The organism is Rhodococcus sp. ARC_M12 (assembly GCF_022810385.1).
In the GTDB taxonomy this organism is placed as follows: Bacteria; Actinomycetota; Actinomycetes; order Mycobacteriales; family Mycobacteriaceae; genus Rhodococcoides; species Rhodococcoides navarretei.
The window spans coordinates 428,522-447,641 of sequence record NZ_JALGQI010000001.1; the positions used below are offsets into that span (position 1 = coordinate 428,522).

General features: G+C 65.4%; 18 protein-coding genes and 1 riboswitch. Of the genes, 6 read left to right on the forward strand and 12 right to left on the reverse strand.

All coding sequences use genetic code 11. The annotated features are described in order from the left end of the window. Positions 1–40: 40 nt before the first annotated feature. From MTX35_RS01980 to mqo, 7 genes are all read right to left on the reverse strand, one after another. The gene (locus MTX35_RS01980; RefSeq protein WP_243593337.1) at positions 41–1,057 is read right to left on the reverse strand and encodes a zinc-binding alcohol dehydrogenase family protein; all 1,017 of its coding nucleotides are present in this window, start codon (positions 1,055–1,057) and stop codon (positions 41–43) included. Positions 1,058–1,059: 2 nt separating this feature from the next. After that, complete coding sequence (locus MTX35_RS01985) at positions 1,060–1,446, reverse strand: cobalamin biosynthesis protein (RefSeq protein ID WP_243593338.1); 387 nt, start codon at positions 1,444–1,446, stop codon at positions 1,060–1,062. Positions 1,447–1,458: 12 nt separating this feature from the next. Continuing rightward, entirely contained in the window at positions 1,459–2,853 is a 1,395-nt protein-coding gene (locus MTX35_RS01990) for a cobyrinate a,c-diamide synthase (protein WP_243593339.1), read from the reverse strand. Continuing rightward, entirely contained in the window at positions 2,847–3,467 is a 621-nt protein-coding gene (cobO, locus tag MTX35_RS01995) for a cob(I)yrinic acid a,c-diamide adenosyltransferase (protein WP_243593340.1), read from the reverse strand. Before cobO ends, MTX35_RS01990 begins: the two co-directional genes overlap by 7 nt. 10 nt (positions 3,468–3,477) lie before the next feature. Next, positions 3,478–5,418: a magnesium chelatase subunit D family protein gene (locus MTX35_RS02000; RefSeq protein WP_243593341.1), complete on the reverse strand. Its 1,941-nt coding sequence runs from the start codon at positions 5,416–5,418 to the stop codon at positions 3,478–3,480. Positions 5,419–5,458: 40 nt separating this feature from the next. Beyond that, positions 5,459–5,609: riboswitch (cobalamin riboswitch) on the reverse strand. Between the two features lie 84 nt (positions 5,610–5,693). After that, positions 5,694–6,170: a GNAT family N-acetyltransferase gene (locus tag MTX35_RS02005; protein WP_243593342.1), complete on the reverse strand. Its 477-nt coding sequence runs from the start codon at positions 6,168–6,170 to the stop codon at positions 5,694–5,696. A gap of 11 nt (positions 6,171–6,181) precedes the next feature. After that, complete coding sequence (gene mqo, locus MTX35_RS02010) at positions 6,182–7,702, reverse strand: malate dehydrogenase (quinone) (RefSeq protein WP_243593343.1); 1,521 nt, start codon at positions 7,700–7,702, stop codon at positions 6,182–6,184. Between the two features lie 191 nt (positions 7,703–7,893). Between mqo and MTX35_RS02015 the strand changes: the two genes are divergently transcribed. Continuing rightward, positions 7,894–8,934 (forward strand): alpha/beta hydrolase, encoded by a 1,041-nt coding sequence (locus MTX35_RS02015; protein WP_243593344.1) that lies wholly within the window; start codon positions 7,894–7,896, stop codon positions 8,932–8,934. After that, entirely contained in the window at positions 8,931–10,316 is a 1,386-nt protein-coding gene (mtr, locus tag MTX35_RS02020; protein ID WP_243593345.1) for a mycothione reductase, read from the forward strand. Before MTX35_RS02015 ends, mtr begins: the two co-directional genes overlap by 4 nt. Positions 10,317–10,322: 6 nt before the next feature. Here mtr and MTX35_RS02025 read toward each other — a convergent pair whose 3' ends face one another. After that, positions 10,323–10,889: an alpha/beta fold hydrolase gene (locus MTX35_RS02025; RefSeq protein WP_243593346.1), complete on the reverse strand. Its 567-nt coding sequence runs from the start codon at positions 10,887–10,889 to the stop codon at positions 10,323–10,325. Between the two features lie 106 nt (positions 10,890–10,995). Here MTX35_RS02025 and MTX35_RS02030 point away from each other — a divergent pair, with 106 nt between their 5' ends. The 3 genes from MTX35_RS02030 to MTX35_RS02040 are packed head-to-tail and all read left to right on the forward strand — an operon-like array spanning position 10,996 to position 12,964. Next, positions 10,996–11,358: a GntR family transcriptional regulator gene (locus MTX35_RS02030; protein WP_037189613.1), complete on the forward strand. Its 363-nt coding sequence runs from the start codon at positions 10,996–10,998 to the stop codon at positions 11,356–11,358. Beyond that, positions 11,355–12,272: an ABC transporter ATP-binding protein gene (locus tag MTX35_RS02035; protein ID WP_243593347.1), complete on the forward strand. Its 918-nt coding sequence runs from the start codon at positions 11,355–11,357 to the stop codon at positions 12,270–12,272. Before MTX35_RS02030 ends, MTX35_RS02035 begins: the two co-directional genes overlap by 4 nt. Beyond that, entirely contained in the window at positions 12,269–12,964 is a 696-nt protein-coding gene (locus MTX35_RS02040) for an ABC transporter permease (RefSeq protein ID WP_243593348.1), read from the forward strand. The genes MTX35_RS02035 and MTX35_RS02040 overlap by 4 nt, the downstream gene beginning before the upstream one ends. Here MTX35_RS02040 and MTX35_RS02045 read toward each other — a convergent pair. Both MTX35_RS02045 and map read right to left on the reverse strand, forming a co-directional pair. Then, on the reverse strand, positions 12,948–14,477 hold the full coding sequence (locus MTX35_RS02045; protein ID WP_243593349.1) for a cobyric acid synthase: 1,530 nt from the start codon (positions 14,475–14,477) through the stop codon (positions 12,948–12,950). The two genes, MTX35_RS02040 and MTX35_RS02045, sit on opposite strands and share 17 nt — an antisense overlap. Beyond that, positions 14,474–15,349, reverse strand: a complete 876-nt coding sequence (gene map / locus MTX35_RS02050; RefSeq protein WP_243593350.1) for a type I methionyl aminopeptidase — start codon at positions 15,347–15,349, stop codon at positions 14,474–14,476. The genes MTX35_RS02045 and map overlap by 4 nt, the downstream gene beginning before the upstream one ends. 138 nt (positions 15,350–15,487) lie before the next feature. Here map and MTX35_RS02055 point away from each other — a divergent pair, with 138 nt between their 5' ends. Further along, positions 15,488–16,360 carry a helix-turn-helix transcriptional regulator gene (locus MTX35_RS02055; protein WP_243593351.1) on the forward strand — a complete coding sequence of 291 codons (873 nt, stop codon included), beginning with the start codon at positions 15,488–15,490 and terminating at the stop codon, positions 16,358–16,360. Between the two features lie 19 nt (positions 16,361–16,379). Here the strand turns inward: MTX35_RS02055 and MTX35_RS02060 are convergent, their stop codons facing one another. Next, on the reverse strand, positions 16,380–18,194 hold the full coding sequence (locus tag MTX35_RS02060) for a penicillin-binding transpeptidase domain-containing protein (protein ID WP_243593352.1): 1,815 nt from the start codon (positions 18,192–18,194) through the stop codon (positions 16,380–16,382). 81 nt (positions 18,195–18,275) lie between these two features. Then, positions 18,276–19,112: a GNAT family N-acetyltransferase gene (locus MTX35_RS02065; protein ID WP_243593353.1), complete on the reverse strand. Its 837-nt coding sequence runs from the start codon at positions 19,110–19,112 to the stop codon at positions 18,276–18,278. Between the last annotated feature and the right edge of the window lie 8 nt (positions 19,113–19,120).

Here is a 19,120-nt window from a genome sequence, read left to right on the forward strand (position 1 = left end):
CGTCGGCCGGCTTTCGCCAGTCAGTCGAGCAGATCGGCCGTCACCGGCGGGCGGCGACCACGACCTTCCCCCGTACGTGCCCGGTCTCGACCAACCGATGTGCTTCGCGAAGTTGCTCGGCATCGATCGGAGACAGAACCGTCGTGGCAGTGGTGCGCACCGAACCCGCATCGACGAGCTCGGCCACCCTGGTCAGTAGCTCGTGCTGACGAATCAGATCCGCAGTCTCGTGCATCGGGCGAGCGAACATGAACTCCCAGTGCCACGAGATCGCCTTCGTCTTCAGCGGGAGAACGTCGAGCGTCTCGGGATCGTCGATCGCCACTATGTGCCCGAACGGTGTCAACAGGTCTGCATAGATCTCGACCTGGCCGGCGGAATGGGCAGTGAACACGTAGTCGATGCCGTCCGGTGCCACTCGGCGTACTTCGTCGCGAAGATCGCGGCGGTGATTCACCACCTCGGCTGCACCGAGAGAACGAACCCACTCCACTGCGTCCTCGTCCGCTGCCGTCGCGATCACGCGCACACCGGGAACGAGTTCCCGAACCAGCTGCAGCACAACAGATCCCACGCCTCCGGTGGCCCCCACCATCAGCAACGTCCCGGTGGTCTCGGCAGTGATGCCGAGCTTGTCGAACAGTCCTTCCCAGGCGGTGATCACGGTCAGCGGCAACGCCGCAGCATCGGCGAAATCGAGTGTCGTCGGCTTCTTCGCCACAATGCGTTCGTCCACCGCATGAAACTGCGAGTCGGTGCCGGGTCTGCCGATGTCTCCCGCGTAGTACACCTCGTCCCCCGGTGCGAACATGGTGACGTCGGCACCGACGGCGCGCACCACACCTGCCGCGTCGAACCCGAGAACCTTCGGGACGCCCTGCGGATCGTTGCCGGCACGGACCTTGACATCCACCGGGTTCACCGACACTGCTCTCACGTCGACCAGCAGGTCTCGCGGCCGCACGGTGGGCACGTCGACGACCACGTCCGTGAGGCTGGCGGAATCGTCGATCGGAAGCGAGCGGGTGTAGGCAACGGCTTTCATCGTCTCGGTCATACCTACAGGATGGCCCGAACCCCCTGTCCACCGTCAAGGCAGAGCTCGACAACGGCAACAGTGACACCGTCCAGACCGAGCCTGGGTACCGTCAACTCCGTCGAACCGCCGGCCAGTAGTGCCGCTGCTTCGGCGACGCTGGCACTTCCGACGGCACGGAGCACTCGGACCGACACGGTGGGCGTGACGACGGTCGACAGTTCCCTCGCCGAGTAGGTCACGCCCCGAACCCCCATGCTCGACGCCACCGCGACCACCAGTTCTGCTTTTCGGTCGATCGAGGCGATGGCCTCGACATGCCAGTCCGGTTGCAGCACTGCGGAGATCGCGGCCACGACGTCGGCGGCATCGACGCCGGCTCGCGCACCTATTCCGACGACCACCCGCATTCTGGGCCGGCTCTACACGCGCGCGTAGTCGACTGCGGCGGAGACGAATCGGGTGATCGACTCGGGATTGCCCGCGGCATGGGTGTGCAGGTAGGACGCGTGCACTCCGCCGCGGACGAAGCCTTCGCGAGCGGCGGTTCTGCCGTCCGATCGCTGCCGATGCCAACCCCAGGCCGCCGACGCCGCCTCGCGCACTGCGACGAGCTTCGTGCGATGGAACTCGTGACCGGTGACACGGGTGCCCGCGTCGAACAGTGTCGACGATTCGAGGGCAACCGCATCGCGGTATCCCAGTGTGAGGGTGTTCCCGAATTCCGCGTCCACGTCGATGACTCCGGCCATGGCGTGACCGTCCAATCGCCCTGCTAGATAGAGCAATCCGGCGCACTCGGCATGGATCGGCAATCCCTGGGCTGCCGCTGCTCGAATGTCCGCGAGCAGTAGCTCGTTCGCCGACAGTGCGGCCGCGTGTTCCTCCGGGAATCCGCCGGGGAGGACGACTCCTGCTGTGCCGGGTGGTAATCCGTCACGCAGCGGATCGAACACGGCCACGTCGGCCCCCGCCGCGCGGAGCAGTTCGACGTGTTCGGTGTATCCGAAAGTGAATGCCGGGCCACCGGCCACAGCGATCACGGGCGATCCGGCGGAGATGCGTACCTCGTTCTCCGGCGACCACGGCGGCGCAGTCACCGACGATCGAGCCAAGGCGCTCACGGCCTCGATATCGACGAACCGAGAGACGAGGGCGCTCATCGCGTCGACGGCATCGGTTGCGGCACCACCGTGTTCGACTGCGGTGATCAGCCCCAGGTGCCGTGACGGGACCACCAGTTCGCTCATGCGCGGCAACGCGCCGAGTACCGGAACTCCCACCCGTTCGCACGCTTGACGCAACACGTCCTCGTGCCGCTGACTGCCGACGCGATTGAGAATCACTCCGCCGATGCGGACGCTGGCGTCGAACGTCGAGAACCCGTGCAGCACAGCGGCAAGCGATTGACTGTGTCCGCGGGCGTCGACCACCAGGATCACCGGGGCACCGAGCATCGCGGCCACTCGTGCGGTCGATCCCTCGGCGGAGGCCTCCCCCGGTCCGGTCATGTCGATCTTGCCGTCGAACAGTCCCATGACGCCCTCGACGACCGCGATGTCGCACCCCCGACTGCCGTGTCGGAACAGGGGCCCGATGCGGTCGGCGCCGACCATCACGGCGTCGAGGTTGCGGCCCGGGAGCCCGGCCGCGAGCGAGTGATATCCGGGGTCGATGTAGTCCGGCCCCACCTTGAACGGTGCGACGGTACGGCCTGCGCTGCGCAGCGCACCCATCAGCCCGGTGGCCACCGTCGTCTTTCCGCTGCCCGACGCGGGGGCCGCGATCACCACTGCGGGACAGGACTGGTTCACCATTCGATGCCTCGCTGACCCTTGCGTCCCGCGTCCATCGGATGCTTGACCTTGGCCATTTCGGTGACCAGGTCCGCCGCCTCGATCAGTTCACGAGGTGCATCGCGTCCGGTGATGACGACGTGCTGATTTCCCGGTCGATGGGTCAGGACGTCCACCACTTCGGCAACGTCGACCCACCCCCACTTGAGTGGGTAGGTGAACTCGTCCAATACGTAGAAACGGTGCGACTCCTGCTCGATTCGCCGAGCGATCTCCTGCCAGCCCTCTGCAGCGGCCTCGGCATGGTCGACGTCGCTGCCCTTCTTGCGAGTCCACGACCACCCCTCGCCCATCTTGTGCCATTCGACGGCTCCGCCGACCCCGGTGCTCTCGTGCAGTTCGCCGAGTGTGCGAAACGCCGCTTCCTCGCCGACCTTCCACTTGGCACTCTTGACGAACTGGAACACTCCGACATCGAACCCTTGATTCCAGGCGCGCAACGCCATTCCGAATGCGGCCGTCGATTTCCCCTTGCCCGGTCCGGTGTGGACGGCGAGCACAGGCAGATTGCGGCGCTGACGCGTCGTGAGGCCGTCCTGCGGAACGGTTCCGGGAGCGGGTACACCCTGAGGCATCGCGTACCCCCTACGCCGCTGCGCGAACGACTGCGGCGACCTGCTCCGCCGACAGATCCGCGAGGGCCACGTAACCGCCGCCGAGGCACGCCGCGAAATCGGCAGCGAGTCCGAGGCGGACCATTCCCGATTCGCAGTCGACGACGACGGAGGCGATCTTGTCCGACGCGATGCGTCCCGCGGCAATGCGGGCCCGGCCGACGGGATCGGTGCCTCCGGTGGCCCGTCCGTCGGTCAGTGCAACCACCAGAGCACGGCGCAGCGGATCGCGAACACGTTCTCGCACAACCAGATCCCGGGCCTTCAGGAATCCCTGCGCCAAGGGTGATCGACCACCGGTCTTCATGTTGCGCAGACGCGTCACGGCCACGTCCACCGACGACGTCGGCGGCAACACCGTCTCGGCTTCCGTGCCGCGCACGGTGATCACGGCGACCTTGTCGCGGCGTTGATACGCATCACGCAGCAGCGACAGAACCGCACCGGTCACCGCGGAGAGTCGATCTCGCGCAGCCATCGATCCCGAGGCGTCGACCACGAAGACGATCAGGTTGCCCTCGCGCCCCTCCTTGATCGCGCCCCGCAGGTCTGCGGGCTCGAGCTTCAACCGGCCGACGGTGCGGCCGCGAACGACCTGCTGCTCGGCCGCGGCGAACAGGGTGCCCACCAGGTGCAGACCCTTGCCTGCCTCGGCGGTGGGCCGTACCGACCGTCCGTGCGAAGACCGTGACCGCGAGCGCCGACCCGGCGCTCCCTCGCCCACTCCGGGAACCTCGAGCAACCGCGCTCTGAACTGTGCTCCAGGGGTACCTGCCTGCTTTTCGCTGCCGGTACCCGAGGACGGCGGTGGTTGCGTCGATTCGCCGTGCGGATCGGAGGACTGCGGATCGGACGACGGGGACTGGGAGGCGTCGCCGGGAGCTTCGGGCTCGGGCGCTCCCCCGCCGCCGTCGGGGTCGGGGTCCGGGTCGGGTTGCTGTTCGGCCTGTTCGGCCGCGTCCCGCATGGCCTCGTCCAACTGTTTGTCGTCGATGCCCGGCTCGTCGAAGGGGTCGCGCCGACGCCGGTGCGGCAGTGCCAGTTCGGCGGCGATCCGCACGTCCTCCTCGGCCACGTCGCTCGCGCCTCGCCAGGCTGCGTGGGCGGACGCGGTACGAGCCAGCACCAGGTCGGCGCGCATACCGTCGACGTCGAAGGACGCACACAGAGCGGCGATACGGCGAAGTTCCTTGTCGCTCAACACCACATCGTCGAGAATTTTCCGGGCGGCCAGAATCTGCTCGGCCACCGCGATGTCGTCGTCGCGGTATGCGGCGGCGAATGCATGCGGATCGCGCTCGTAGTTCATCCGGCGGCGGACGACGTTCATTCGGACGTCCACGTCGCGTGATGCGGTCACTTCGACTGCCAGACCGAACCGGTCCAGCAGCTGCGGACGAAGCTCACCCTCCTCGGGATTCATCGTGCCGACCAGGACGAATTGCGCTGGGTGTGAATGAGATACGCCGTCCCGTTCGACGTGAACCCGACCCATCGCGGCCGCGTCGAGCAGCACATCTACCAGATGATCGTGCAGCAGGTTCACTTCGTCGACGTAGAGGACACCACGGTGCGCGGCTGCGAGGAGACCGGGTTGGAACGCACGTTCACCGTCGCGCAGAACCTTCTCGAGGTCGATGGAGCCCACCACTCGGTCCTCGGTTGCCCCCACCGGAAGTTCGACGAGCTTCGCCGGGCGCGACCCGTCCTCGTCCTCCACCGCGGGTAGCAGTGTCGCGAGTGCGCGCACCACCGTCGATTTCGCGGTGCCCTTCTCTCCCCGCACCAGTACACCGCCGATACCGGGGTGCACGGCGCACAGAATCAACGACAACCTCAGCTGATCCTGGCCGACGATCGCACTGAACGGATATCCCGGTTCGGGAACACTCCCACTTCGCTGCACAGCCAATTCCCTTCGTGCCCGGAGTTCCGCGCCGGACGTTCGGTCGAGATACGCGAAGCCGGGCGGCGATCTGGCTGACAGGGGAATCTCTTGATCGAAGAAACTCCTGAACACAGTGGCGGGACCGCGCCTGATTGACACAGGACTTCTCCGCGACCGACTTCGAACGGAACACTACCGCCGAACGAACGAATGCCACACACGGTAGGGCCGTGTGTGGCATTCGTTCCGGGAGTGAAGCCTGCGGAATGACCTCACTGGTAATCGAGTACTGCAGGAGGTCAGGTCTCGCTCCAGGCGGTGCCGCCGCCCCGACGCATCGGCGTGTGCGGAATGCCGTCCTCGAGAACTTCCTCGCCGTCGGGCAGGAAGCCGTGCTTGGCATACATGTCGACGAGGTAACTCTGAGCGTTGATCCGGCACGGCGCAGAACCGACCTCGGCAAGCGCGGCCCGCAGAATTCGGGTGGTGTGGCCCTGCCCCCTGGCCGAGCGCTGCGTACACAGTCGGCCGATACGGAACGCCTTCTCGCCGTCGTCGTGCTCTTCGAGCAGGCGGAGTGTGCACACCACTTCGCCGTCTCGCTCGAGCCAGAAGTGCCGTGTCTCGGTCAGCAGGTCACGCCCGTCCAACTCCGGGTACGCACACGCCTGCTCGACCACGAACACCTCGACACGCAGCTTCAACAGGTCGTACAACGTGCTGTTGGACAGGTCTAGTGCCCATGATCGTTTGAGAGCTGCTGCTTGCGTATTCATACCTTTTGCTATCACACACCCGTGGGCTGTGCGAGCTCACGCGAGTTTTCCAACTCCAGTGTCTTCGAGGTCCAGGCCCAGACCTCGTCGAACAACGAGCTGTTCTGGGCCAGCTTGACCCCGAGCGACGGGACCATTTCCTTGAGCTTGGGCTGCCAGGCGTCGTACTTGTCGCCGAAGCACCGCTGCAGTACGTCCAGCATGGCGGGGACCGCGGTGGATGCGCCGGGAGAAGCACCGAGCAGTCCCGCGATCGAGCCGTCCGCAGCGTTGACCACGGCCGTTCCGAACTCGAGCACACCGCCGCGCCCCTTCTTGCGGATCACCTGGACGCGCTGACCCGCGGTGACCAGCTCCCAGTTCTCGCCGAGCACCGAGGGCGCGAACTCGCGCAGCGTCTCGACCCGATCTGCCTGTGACTGAGCCAGCTCACTGACCAGGTACTTGACGAGTCCGAGTTCGGTCACCCCGACTCCGAGCATGGACATCAGGTTGCCTGGCTTGACCGAGCTGGGCAGGTCGGTGATCTTGCCCTGCTTGAGGAACTTGGGCGACCAGCCGGCGTAGGGTCCGAACAGCAGACCCTGCTGGCCGTTGATCACGCGGGTGTCCAGGTGCGGCACCGACATCGGCGGAGCGCCGACCGACGCCTTGCCGTACACCTTGGCCGAATGCTGCTCGATCAGTGCGGGATCGGTGCACCGCAGCCACTCGCCGCTGACCGGGAAGCCGCCGAATCCCTTGATCTCCGCGATCCCGGACTTCTGCAGCAGGTGCAGTGCGCCGCCGCCTGCGCCGACGAACACGAACTTGGCGTTGACGGTCTTCTTGACTCCGGTGCGATTGTTGGCGACCTTCACGTCCCAGGTGCCGTCGGACTGCTTGGTGATGTTGCGCACATCGTGCCCGAAGTGCACGGTGGCACCCGCGGACGACAGGTAGTTCAGCAACTGCTTGGTGAGCGCCCCGAAGTCGACGTCGGTGCCTTCCTGGCTCCAGTTCAGTGCCACGGGGTCGGAGAAGTCACGGCCCTTCGCCATCAACGGCAGCCGCGCCGAGAACTCGTCCTGGGAGTCGATGTACTCCATGCCTGCGAACAACGGGTTCCCCACGAGCGCCTCGTAGCGCGCCCGCAGGTACTTCACGTTCTCGTCCCCGTGCACGAAGCTCACGTGTGGGATCGGGTTGATGAAGTTCTTGGCGTCGGAGAGGACGCCGGTCTCGATGCCGTGGGCCCAGAACTGCCGCGAGACCTGGAACTGCTCGTTGACGTTGAGCGCCTTGGCGATATCGACGCTGCCGTCCTTGTTCTGCGGCGTGTAGTTGAGCTCGCAGAGCGCCGAGTGGCCGGTGCCGGCGTTGTTCCACGCGTCGCTGCTCTCGGCCGCTGCGGCGTCGAGACGTTCGTAGACGTCGATCGACCAGTTCGGCTCGAGCTGACGGAGCAGCGCACCGAGGGTGGCGCTCATGATTCCGGCACCGACCAGAACGACGTCGGTCTTGATCCGCTTACCCTGCTCTTCTGTGGACACTGGAGAATCGACTTCCTTGTCTGTAAAGGTCTCGGCCGGTGGCGGTATCGGTCCGAGAACTCTTCTGTAGAGGGCTACTCACCCGATGCGGTCAGGTTACTAGCTGGGCCTACCCCATCGGACACCACGTCAACCTGCTCTCGATTGTGCTCCTCGGACGCTGTCGGCGGCGCCCACTACAGTTGTGATCTGTGACTACCTGGGTTCCCGATGTCCTCGGCGACGGCTACGAACAGACGACCATTCCGCTCGGTGACGATCCGGACGGCGAGGGCCAGGTCGAGGCCACTCTGGTGCGGTACCAACCGCCGGGTGTTGCCAACTTCGACCGCGCGGTGATCTACGTCCACGGATTCACCGACTATTTCTTCCAGCGTCACATCGCCGAGCATTTCGCCGCCAAGGGATACGCGTTCTACGCGCTCGACCTGCGCAAATGTGGACGATCACGCCGCGAGGGGCAGACCGCACATTTCGTGACCGATCTGGCGATGTACGACGCCGAGCTGAACGAGGCGCTGAGCCTGGTGCGCGCCGAGCGCGCGGACGCCCCGGTACTGCTGATGGCGCACTCCACCGGTGGCCTCGTGTTGCCGCTGTGGCTCAACCGGCTGAACCGTCGGGAAGGCGGCTCGTCAGGGCTGGGCTTGGCAGGCGTCGTCCTCAACAGCCCCTGGTTCGACCTGCAGGGTCCGCCGGCAATTCGCAGCGTCGGCACCGCGGCGATCGGCGTCATCGGCAGATTTCGGGCGAAGACGCCGGTTCCCGGGGGCGGTTTGGACACCTACGGGCTTTCCCTCGCGGCATCGGAGCAGGGCGAGTGGGACTACGACCTGGACTGGAAACCCCTCGCCGGCTTCCCCATCACCTTCGGCTGGATCCGTGCGGTCCGGCACGGGCACGCGGAACTGCACCGGGGCCTCGACATCGGCATTCCCTCGCTGATCCTCCGCTCCAAAGTGACCCACTTCTCCCGCCGCTACAGCTCGGCCGTCGACGCCGCGGATGCCGTTCTGGACGTTCGCCAGATCGCGCGCTGGGCCGGCTGCCTGGGCGACCGCACGACGATCGTGCCCATCGAGGGAGCCCGCCACGACGTGTTTCTGTCCACCGAGGACCCTCGGGCTCGCGCCTTCGAGGAAATGGACGAGTGGCTCGAGTGGTTGCACCGAGGCGAGAGCACCGACCATGCGTCGGGCAAGGACCACAGCGAAAGCGGGCATATTTCATGAGCGAGCATTTCGACGTCGCGATCATCGGCTCCGGATCGGGCAACTCCATCGCCGATTCGCGCTTCGACGACAAGAAGATCGCTCTGATCGAAGAGAACTCGACGTTCGGTGGCACCTGCCTCAATGTCGGCTGCATCCCCACCAAGATGTTCGTCTATGCCGCCGAGGTCGCTCGCACAGTGCGTGATTCGGCCAAATACGGCGTCGACGCCCACGTGGACGCTGTCCGCTGGCCGGACATCGTCGACCGCGTGTTCGGACGGATCGACCCCATCTCCGAGGGCGGCAAGCGCTACCGCGCCGAGGGCAGCCCCAACGTCACCCTCTTCGAAGGCCACGCAACGTTCGTCGGCCCGCGCACCATCGATACCGGCACCGGTACCGTCATCACCGCCGACCAGATCGTGATCGCTGCCGGATCACGTCCAACAGTGCCGCAGTCCATAGCCGACTCGGGTGTCACCTACCACACCAACAGCGACGTGATGCGCCTGCCGGAGCTGCCCGAGCACCTGGTGATTCTCGGATCCGGTTACATCGCAGCAGAATTCGCGCACGTGTTCTCCGCCCTCGGCTCGAAGGTGTCCATCATCGCCCGCAAGGACGCGCTGCTGCGTGCGCTCGACGCCGACATCTCGAAGCGATTCACGTTGCTCGCCCGCGCCAAGTGGGACGTCCATCTCGACTCCGGTGATACCCGCGCCGTGTCCGAGGGCGCGCTGCACGGCGTCGAACTGGCCGACGGCACCAGGGTCCTAGGCGACGCGTTCCTCGTCGCCGTGGGCCGGGAACCGAACGGTGACCGTCTGGATCTCGGCACCGCAGGCATCGAGCTCGACGACGAAGGCCGCATCGTGGTCGACGAATTCGGGCGCACCACGGCCGAGGGAGTGTTCGCGCTCGGTGACGTCTCGTCGCCCTACCAGCTCAAGCATGTGGCCAACCAGGAAGCACGGGTCGTCCAGCACAACCTGCTGCAGGACGCGTGGCACGGTGACACCTCGGCTCTGCGCAAGAACGATCATCGATTCGTTCCCGCGGCCGTCTTCACCGATCCGCAGATCGCCGAGGTCGGCATGACCGAGGAACAAGCCCGCGACGCGGGGCTGGACATCACCGTCAAGGTCCAGAACTACGGCGATGTCGCCTACGGCTGGGCCATGGAGGACAGCGAAGGTCTGTGCAAGATCATCGCCGAGAAGGGCACCGGAAAGATCCTCGGCGCACACATCATCGGCGCGCAGGCCCCGACCCTGATTCAGCCCCTCATCCAGGCAATGAGCTTCGGGCTGTCCGCCCAGGACATGGCACGTGGCCAGTACTGGATTCACCCCGGCCTGCCCGAGGTCGTCGAGAACGCTCTGCTGGGGCTCGACCTGTAGTTCCGATTACCAGGGGCTGGTGCGGAGCACGATCTCGGTAGCCAGCGCGGCCGGCTCGGCGGCGACGACATTCGCGCTGCCGTCGAGTTGGACCACCCGGAAGTCCGAGTAGACGAACCGACCGCTCGCGTCGGCGGATGCGCGCCGCAACGAGGACCCCACGACCAGTGTCGTCGGCAACTCGACCGGCGGGCAGTCCGCGGCGCGCACGGTGCCCTGCTCGTCGGCGATCGCGGGGTGGCAACGGTTCACCACGATCAGACTCGCGAAGCGACCGAAAGTCTTGGCAGCCAGCGTCCAGGCCGACTCGGCACCCGCGCCGCTGCCGACGAGATGCACCCACGACAGCTTCAGCTCGTCGAGAACCGTCAGGATCGCGTCGTCGCTGACACCGTCGATGCTCTCCAGCGCAACGGTTTTCAGATCCGAATTGTGCAGCCGTTCACTGACGGCGTCGTACACATCCACCGGATCGCCTGCATCGGGCAGCAAGAGAACGGCGTGCCTGCTGTCCGGGCCTGCGACCCGTACCGAACATTGCCCACCCGCAGCACTCACATGCGTGAACTCCATGGGGACGACGGTACTGCCTCTTGCGCCGACCCCACATCGGTTCTATGGTTAGTTACATGAGTAATGAACCAGTGAGGCAACCAGCCTCGACGCACCGGCGGTGGTTCTGATGGACGAGGGCAGGCCGATCTTCCTGCAGATCGCCGAGATGGTCGAGAACTCCATCATCGACGGCTCTCTCGCAGAAGAAGAACAGGTTCCCTCGACCAACGAACTGGCCGCATTTCATCGAATCAATCCGGCCACTGCGGGCAAGGGACTCGCCAAGCTCGTCGCCGACGGCGTCGTCTACAAGAAACGAGGAATCGGAATGTTCGTCACCACAGGCGCTCGGGACGCTCTTCGCTTCCGTCGCCGCGACCTCTTCGCTCGCCAGTACATCGATCCACTCGTCACCGAGGCTCGCAAGCTCGGCATGACCGTCGACGAACTCAAGACAATGCTCGACAACTGGGAGGTGCCGCGATGAGCGTCCACGAGTTCGATTCGATCCCCGGCCGCGTCGTCGCGTCGGCCACCCACCTGACCAAGAAGTTCGGCTCGTTCACCGCCGTCGACGACGTGAGCTTCGAGATCGAGCAGAACAAGATCTACGGCTTTCTCGGCCGCAACGGCGCAGGCAAGACCACCGTCATGCAGATGATGACCGCCCAGATGCGCCAGAGCGCGGGCGAGATCTCGGTGTTCGGACAGCGGCCGTGGGAGAACCCGCTCGCACTGAGTCACATGTGCTTCGTCAAGGAGAGCCAGAAGTACCCCGACGACCTGAAGGTCAAGAACGCCATCTCGCAGGCTTCCCACATCCTTCCGCACTGGGACAACGACTTCGCCGCCGAATTGCTGCGCGACTTCGACCTGCCCCTCGGCCGCAAGATCAAGAAGCTTTCGCGGGGAATGGCGTCGGCTCTCGGCATCGTCATCGGACTTGCGTCACGGGCACCACTGACCTTCTTCGACGAGCCGTACCTCGGACTCGACGCGGTCTCGCGGCACATGTTCTACGACAGGTTGCTGGCCGACTACGCCGAGCACCCCCGGACCGTCGTTCTGTCCACCCACCTCATCGACGAGGTCAGTGATCTGATCGAACACGTGATCCTCATCGACAAGGGCAACATTGTGCTCGACGCCGACTCGGATACGCTGCGCGAGAGCGCATTCGAGATCACCGGACCAGCCCAGGCGGTCGACTCGTTCGCCTCGGGACACCGAACCCTGCGCCGAACCGCACTCGGCGCGAGCGCGCGGGCGACGATCGACGGCCGACTCACCGAAAGTCAGAAATCGGACGGTGCCGCAGCAGGGCTCAGCATCGAACCGGTTCCGCTGCAGCAGTTGATCATCGAACGCACCACCGCCGAAACCGAGGAGGCAGTGTCATGAAACGAATACTGGACGTCGCTCGAATCCACAACACCTCCTGGGCAACCACATTCGCGTGGCCACTCGGCATTCTCGCCATAGTTTTCGTCGTCACGTACGGCCTGTTCTCCGTGGTCCCGGACACCGAATCGGAATCCAATTTCACCGGCGGAGTCTTCGCGGTGTACGGCTTCGCCCTCGCTTTCTACCTCTCTGCCATCACCCAGGTCTTTCCGTACGCGCTCGGCTTGAGCATCACCCGGCGCGAATTCCTCACGGCGACAGCGTTGGTGGGTATCGCACAATCCGTCGCGATCGGCACGATCGTCTACGTGCTGTCGCTCATCGAGTCCGCCACGGGTGGTTTCGGTAAGAAGATCCGAATGTTCGGCATTGCCCGCTCTGCCACGGACAACCCTGTGCTCCAGTGGGCGGCACTCGTGACGGGACTGCTGGTGATCGGCGGCATCGGCGCATTCATCGGCGTCGTCTATCGGCGGTACCGCGTCAATGGATTGTTCACCCTCGGACTCGGTACGCTCGTATTCTTCGGCGGCGGATCGATTCTCGTGACCTGGCAACGGTGGTGGCCCGATATCGGCAGCTTCTTCACCGACACTCCGCGCATACTTCTGCTCGTGGTCATCCCCTTGGTCATCACCGGTGTGTTGGCGGCCGCCAGCTGGGTCGGCCTACTCAAAGCATCTGCGTGACAATCTTTTTCGTCACAGAATCGACGCCGTGCTCGATGAGGTCGAGCACGGCGTCGACGTCGACGTTGCGCTCCACCAGATCCGCCAGCAGATTCAACTGCTGCTCCCGCAACGCCGCGACCGACGTATCGGGTGCCACCTCGAACCCTGCGCGACCCGATTTCTCCGCCACCCAGGTGAGAAACGAACGCCGGAAGTCGTCGGATTCGAGCAGGCCGTGCCAGTGCGTTCCCACGACACTGCCGCGCACACTGCCCTCGCGAACGCCCGAAGACGCAGTCAGCAATGCATCGTCCCCGCTACGAACAACCCGACCATGATGAATCTCGTACCCGGACACCGAATATGCATCGAACAGCTCTGCCCGACCCGACACCTGCGCGAGTACCTTGTCGGCTGCGAACTCGATATCGAGATCGAACAGACCGAGTCCCTCGACCACACCGACACCCGACTCCACCGCGTCCGAGATGGTTCGGCCGAGCATCTGGTAGCCGCCGCAGATACTCAGAACCGGCCGACCCGCCGCCGCGCGCTCGGAAATGGCACGAGCAAGACCGGTGCGCCGCAACCAGTCCAGATCCGACACCGTGGACTTGCTGCCCGGGACCACCACCAAATCCACGTCCTCGAGCCGGGACGGCTCGGTGACCCAGTGCACCGACACTCCGGGCTCGCACGCCAGCGCCTCTACATCGGTCGTGTTGGAGATTCTCGGTAACCGCACCGCCGCCACCCGTAACCACTGGGATCCGACGGGAGGACGTGGCCTTCCCACCGGAGCATCGGCAACTGTTCCGAGTGAATCCTCGGCGTCCATCCACAATCCGTCGGCGAACGGAACGACACCGTATGTCGGACGTCCCGTCAACGCGCGCAACTGATCGAGACCGGGTGCCAGCAATGCAGGATCACCGCGGAACTTGTTGATCACGAACCCGGCGACGAGCGCCTGGTCCTCCGGAGACAGCACGGCCACGGTGCCGAACAGATGAGCCAGCACTCCCCCGCGATCGATATCCCCCACCACGATCACCGGAAGAGACGCTGCCGTCGCCAACCCCATGTTGGCCAAGTCCGTGGCGCGCAGATTGATCTCGGCGGGCGAGCCCGCCCCCTCGCAGATCACCACATCGAATTCCGCACGCAGAGAGGCCAATTCGTCGGCCACCACGGCACGCAACGACTGTCGATGCTCGATGTAGTTGCTCGCGCTCACCTGCGCCACAGCCCGCCCGCGCACCACCAACTGCGAGGTCCGATCACTTCCCGGCTTCAACAACACCGGGTTGAACCGCACACTCGGCTCGAGGCCACAGGCCGCCGCCTGCATCGCCTGGGCTCGACCGATCTCGCCGCCGTCGAGCGTGACCACAGAATTGTTGGACATGTTCTGCGCCTTGAACGGAGCCACCCGCACGCCCCGCCGCACCAACATCCGGCACAAACCGGCAACCAACACACTCTTTCCTGCGTCCGAGGTGGTCCCGGCGACCAACAGAGCGCCTTTCACGGCAGTGTCAGGATCTCGCTACCTGTCTCGGTCACCACGAGGGTGTGCTCGAACTGCGCAGTCCACTTTCGATCGTGCGTGACCACCGTCCAGCCGTCGTCCCACATCTCGGCGTTGATCGTGCCCAGGTTGATCATCGGTTCGATCGTGAACGTCATTCCCGGCTCGATGACGGTGTCCACCGACGGCTGGTCGTAGTGCAGAACGACCAGACCGTTGTGAAAGGTCGTACCGATGCCGTGGCCGGTGAAATCCTCCACCACGCCGTAGCCGAACCGGTGCGCATACGACTCGATGACGCGGCCGATCACGTTGAGCGCGCGCCCCGGCTTGACCGCCTTGATGGCACGCATGGTGGCCTCGTGCGTGCGTTCGACCAGCAGGCGGGCTTCCTCGGAGACGTTGCCGGCCAAGAAGGTTGCGTTGGTGTCACCGTGGACACCGTCGATATACGCGGTGACGTCGATGTTGACGATGTCGCCGTCCTGAATCACCGTGGAATCCGGGATTCCGTGGCAGATGACCTCGTTCAGGGAGGTGCAGCAGGACTTCGGAAACCCTCTGTAGCCCAACGTGGACGGGTACGCGCCGTGATCGATCATGTACTCGTGGGCGATGCGGTCGAGCTCGTCGGTGGTCACTCCCGGTGCCACTGCCCGGCCCGCTTCCTGCAATGCTCCGGCCGCGATCTTCGACGCCACCCGCATCTTCTCGATGACCTCGGGGGTCTGCACCCACGGTTCGCTGCCTTCGGCGACGGTCGACTTCCATGCGTACTCGGGGCGCTCGATCGACGTCGGCACTGCGAGCACGGGCGATACGACGCCGGGTACGAGTGGCTGACGGGGCTTGCTCTCGGCGGTCACAGACATGAGGCCCAGAGTAGTCGGCCGGTCCTCGGCACCGGACCGCAGCGCGGTGCCCGTGCCAGTCGAAACAGCGTCCACCGGTGCGGATATGATCTGGATCACGTTCGTCGCTCGTGCACCCGACACGAGGAAGGAAGCACCGTGGTCCATTCGAATCTGTTGCGGCCCCGTGACGGCGATGCTCTGCGCGCAGAACTGCGCCAGGTGGCAGCGACGTCCGACGTCCCCGTCGTGTTCGGCGGCGAGGTCTCCTCGGAGACCCTGTACCTGAGCGAATTCCACGGGACCAGAACCCGCGGTCTGGACGGACTCGCCATCCCACCCCGGTCGGGTCTCGGCGGACGCGTCATGGAACAGCGCAGACCGGCGGCCGTGAGTGATTACGGATCGTCGATGTCGATCACCCATCACTTCGATCGACCGGTGCTCGGCGAAGGCCTCAAATCGATCCTCGCGATGCCCGTGGTGGTGGCGGGAGTCGCTCGGATAGTGATGTACGCAGCGGTACGCGAGCGCGGCCCGCTGGGCGATCGGGTCGGCGACATCATGACAGCGGCCGCGCGACGCCTCGGCCAGGAGATCGCCGTGCGCGACGAGGTCGATCGCAGAGTCCGTCTGTTGGCGACCACCCGTTCGATGCTCGACTCGGATGTTTCGCGTACGGCCGAGCTGCGCAGCGTCCACGAGGAGCTGTCCGATCTCGCCCGGTCGATCGGTGACGCAGCGATCCGGCGCAGACTCGACGCGGTCGCAGCGCGGGTGGCCGCGTCACTCGGTCAGGAGATGCCCCACGACCCACGGACCCTGGAGGTGTCGCAGTCGTTGACGCCACGCGAGATCGACGTCATCTCGCAGGTTGCTCTTGGCTGCACCAATATCGAGGTCGCCGCGCGCCTGTCGATCGGTGCCGAGACGGTCAAGTCGTACCTGCGCAGCGTCATGCGCAAAACCGAGTCACACACCCGGTACGAGGCCGTGGTGGCGTGCCGTCGGCTCGGCGTGCTGCCGTCCTGAACCGAGCGCCGCAGCGCGGTCAGTACCCGGGCGGCAGTTGCTCGAACATCTCGCGGGTCACCGCGACCGCGTTGTCCGAGCTGCCGCCGCGCACCACGAGGGTGGCGAAGGCGATGTCACCGCGGTAACCGACGAACCACGAGTGCGAACCGCCGTCGACCTCCGCTTCGCCGGTCTTGCCGTAGACCTCGCCCTGGTCTGCGATGCGTTCGGCCGTACCGCTGGTGACCACCGAACGCATCATCCCGCGCAGTCCGTCGACCATCGCCGGTTCGATCGGAGGATGATCTCCGTCGATCACGGTGTCTCGTCCGATCAAGAGGTTCGGCACCGGCGTCGAGCCATGGGCCACCGTCGCGGCGGCCAGTGCCATACCGAACGTCGACACGACCACTCTGCCCTGACCGAAGCCGTCCTCGGTCCGCTGGACGAGCTCTTCGGCCGGTGGCACCGAACCCGAGTCGGTCGGCAATCCGACGACGTCGTAGTCCGGGCCGACGCCGAACTGAGAGGCCGCGACGGTCAATGCGTCGGGGGCCATCTCGCTGGCCAGCTTGGCGAACGAGGTGTTGCACGAACGAGTGAACGCAGTACTCATCGTCACGTCACCCAGGGCGAACTCGTTGTAGTTGGGCACACTGCGCTCGCCGATCACGATGCGACCCGGGCACGGGACGGTGCTGCCCGGAGTCGCGAGTCCACCGGAGATGGCGGCACCGGCGGTGACGATCTTGAACGTCGAGCCGGGTGGGTACAGGCCTGCCGACGCGACCGGCCCGTCCCGATCGGCAGCCGGGTTCTGTGCCACCGCCAGGATGGCACCGGTCGACGGCTGGATGACCACGGTCATCGCCTGCTCGGTGCGCGCATTCACCGCTCGCTGCGCCGCGACCTGAATGTTGCGATCGAGACTGATCGAGAACGACGGAGAGGGCTCCGGCGGGGTGTCGGTGAGGACATCGATGTCGACGCCGTTGCGGTTCGTGGTGACCACGCTCCACCCCGCCTTGCCGTCGACCTCGTCGATGACGGCCTTCTTGACCTGGCTCACCAGGTCCGGCGCGAACGTGGGGTCGGTGGACACCAGATCCGACTCGTCGGACGCGGTGACTCCCGGGATCTCGGTCAGTGCGGCCGAGATCGGCTGGTAGTCACTGTCTCGAAGCAATACCACCGGGTAGTCGCCGTCGATGGAGGTGGCGGATTCGACGATGGACTGCGCGGTGATGGACGCGTCGAACCGCGTCAGCAATGTCGACAGCGCCGTCGCGGAGGCCACTACGTTGTTCGCTTCCGCCGCGTCGAACGTAATTCGGTGTACCACCCCGGGCACCAGCACATCGGTCCCGGAACGCTCGTTGACTCGCGCACGCGGAGCGGCCGTCGACCGCAGGGACATGGTCTGGGTGTCACCGAGCTTGGGATGGATGTCCGATGCCGTCCAGCGCACCACCCACTCGCCCTCGCTTCGGCCCATGTTCAGCTGACCGTCGTACGTCCACACCCGATCCTTCGGCAACTGCCACCGGTAGGTGTAGCCGACCGTGGCGGTGTCACCGTCGACCTGTACCGACGTCGTCTCGGCATCCAGAGCCTCGGCCTGCAGGTTGGTCCACGCCTCGGTCAGTGCAGCGGCCGCCGCATCGGGCTTGTCGGTGTCGGCCGCTGCCGTCGCGATGTCATTGGACTCGAAGGCGGCCAGAAAAGCCTGGGCCGCCGGCTCCGGGCCGTCGGGCTTCGGGGTGCATCCGGTGAGGGCGGCAGCAATGACGGCTCCGACCACCGATACCGCTCCGACTCGATACCGCACTTCGGTTGCACCACGTGATCTCATTGCGCCCCATCGTAATAGGGCATCGCCTTGTGCTGCGGCAACGAATCGCGGTTCGCCACAACCTGATCGAGTGGAAGTGCCCTAGTCCAGAAGCACCGTGGTGAACGTTGCGACCTGGGTCAGGCCGATCTTCGCGTAGGCCCGTCTGGCGACGTAATTGAAGCTGTTGACGTACAAGCTGGCGGTGCGGCCCTGGCGGACCACCGAGTTCACCACCGCGGCGGTACCGGACGCGCCGAGACCGTGACCGCGTCGGTCGGGGTCGACCCACACTCCCTGAATCTGCCCCACCGTCGCCGACTGCGATCCGATCTCCGCCTTGAACACCACCCGGCCGTCCTCGAATCGGGCCCAGGCACGCTGCGCGGCAATCAGACTCGCGATGCGCCGACGATACCCGCGACCGCCGTCGTTCAGCCGCGGATCCACACCGACCTCCTCGATGAACATCGCGACGGCCGCAGTGAGGTACACATCCAGTTCTTCGGGGCGAACGAGGCGTACATACGGATCCGGCGTGATGGACGACCGAACGGACGTGGCCAGCAGCGGTTGCTCGCCGCGGACCTCGCGCGCCGGGCCCCAGTCCGTCTCGAGCATCTCCCACAGCGGCAGTGTCAGTTCGGCTCGACCGACCAAGGACGAACACAATCGTGGGCCACGGCACGCACGATCGGCGAACGAACGCAGATCGTCACTGGATCCGAGCAGAGGGACGAGGTTGGCACCGTAGAAACACAACGACTCGTCCGGGCCGCCTCGGCTCCACATCTCACCGTGAAACGACCTCGGATCCAGTCCGGATTCCTGCACCCGAGCGGCGACCATGCAGGTCGCGACCGGGTCGGCGTCGAGCACCCGCAGGACATGCGCAACGTCTCGATTACCGAGAGGCTTCGCACCGAGGAGCTTGAGCACCTACCGAC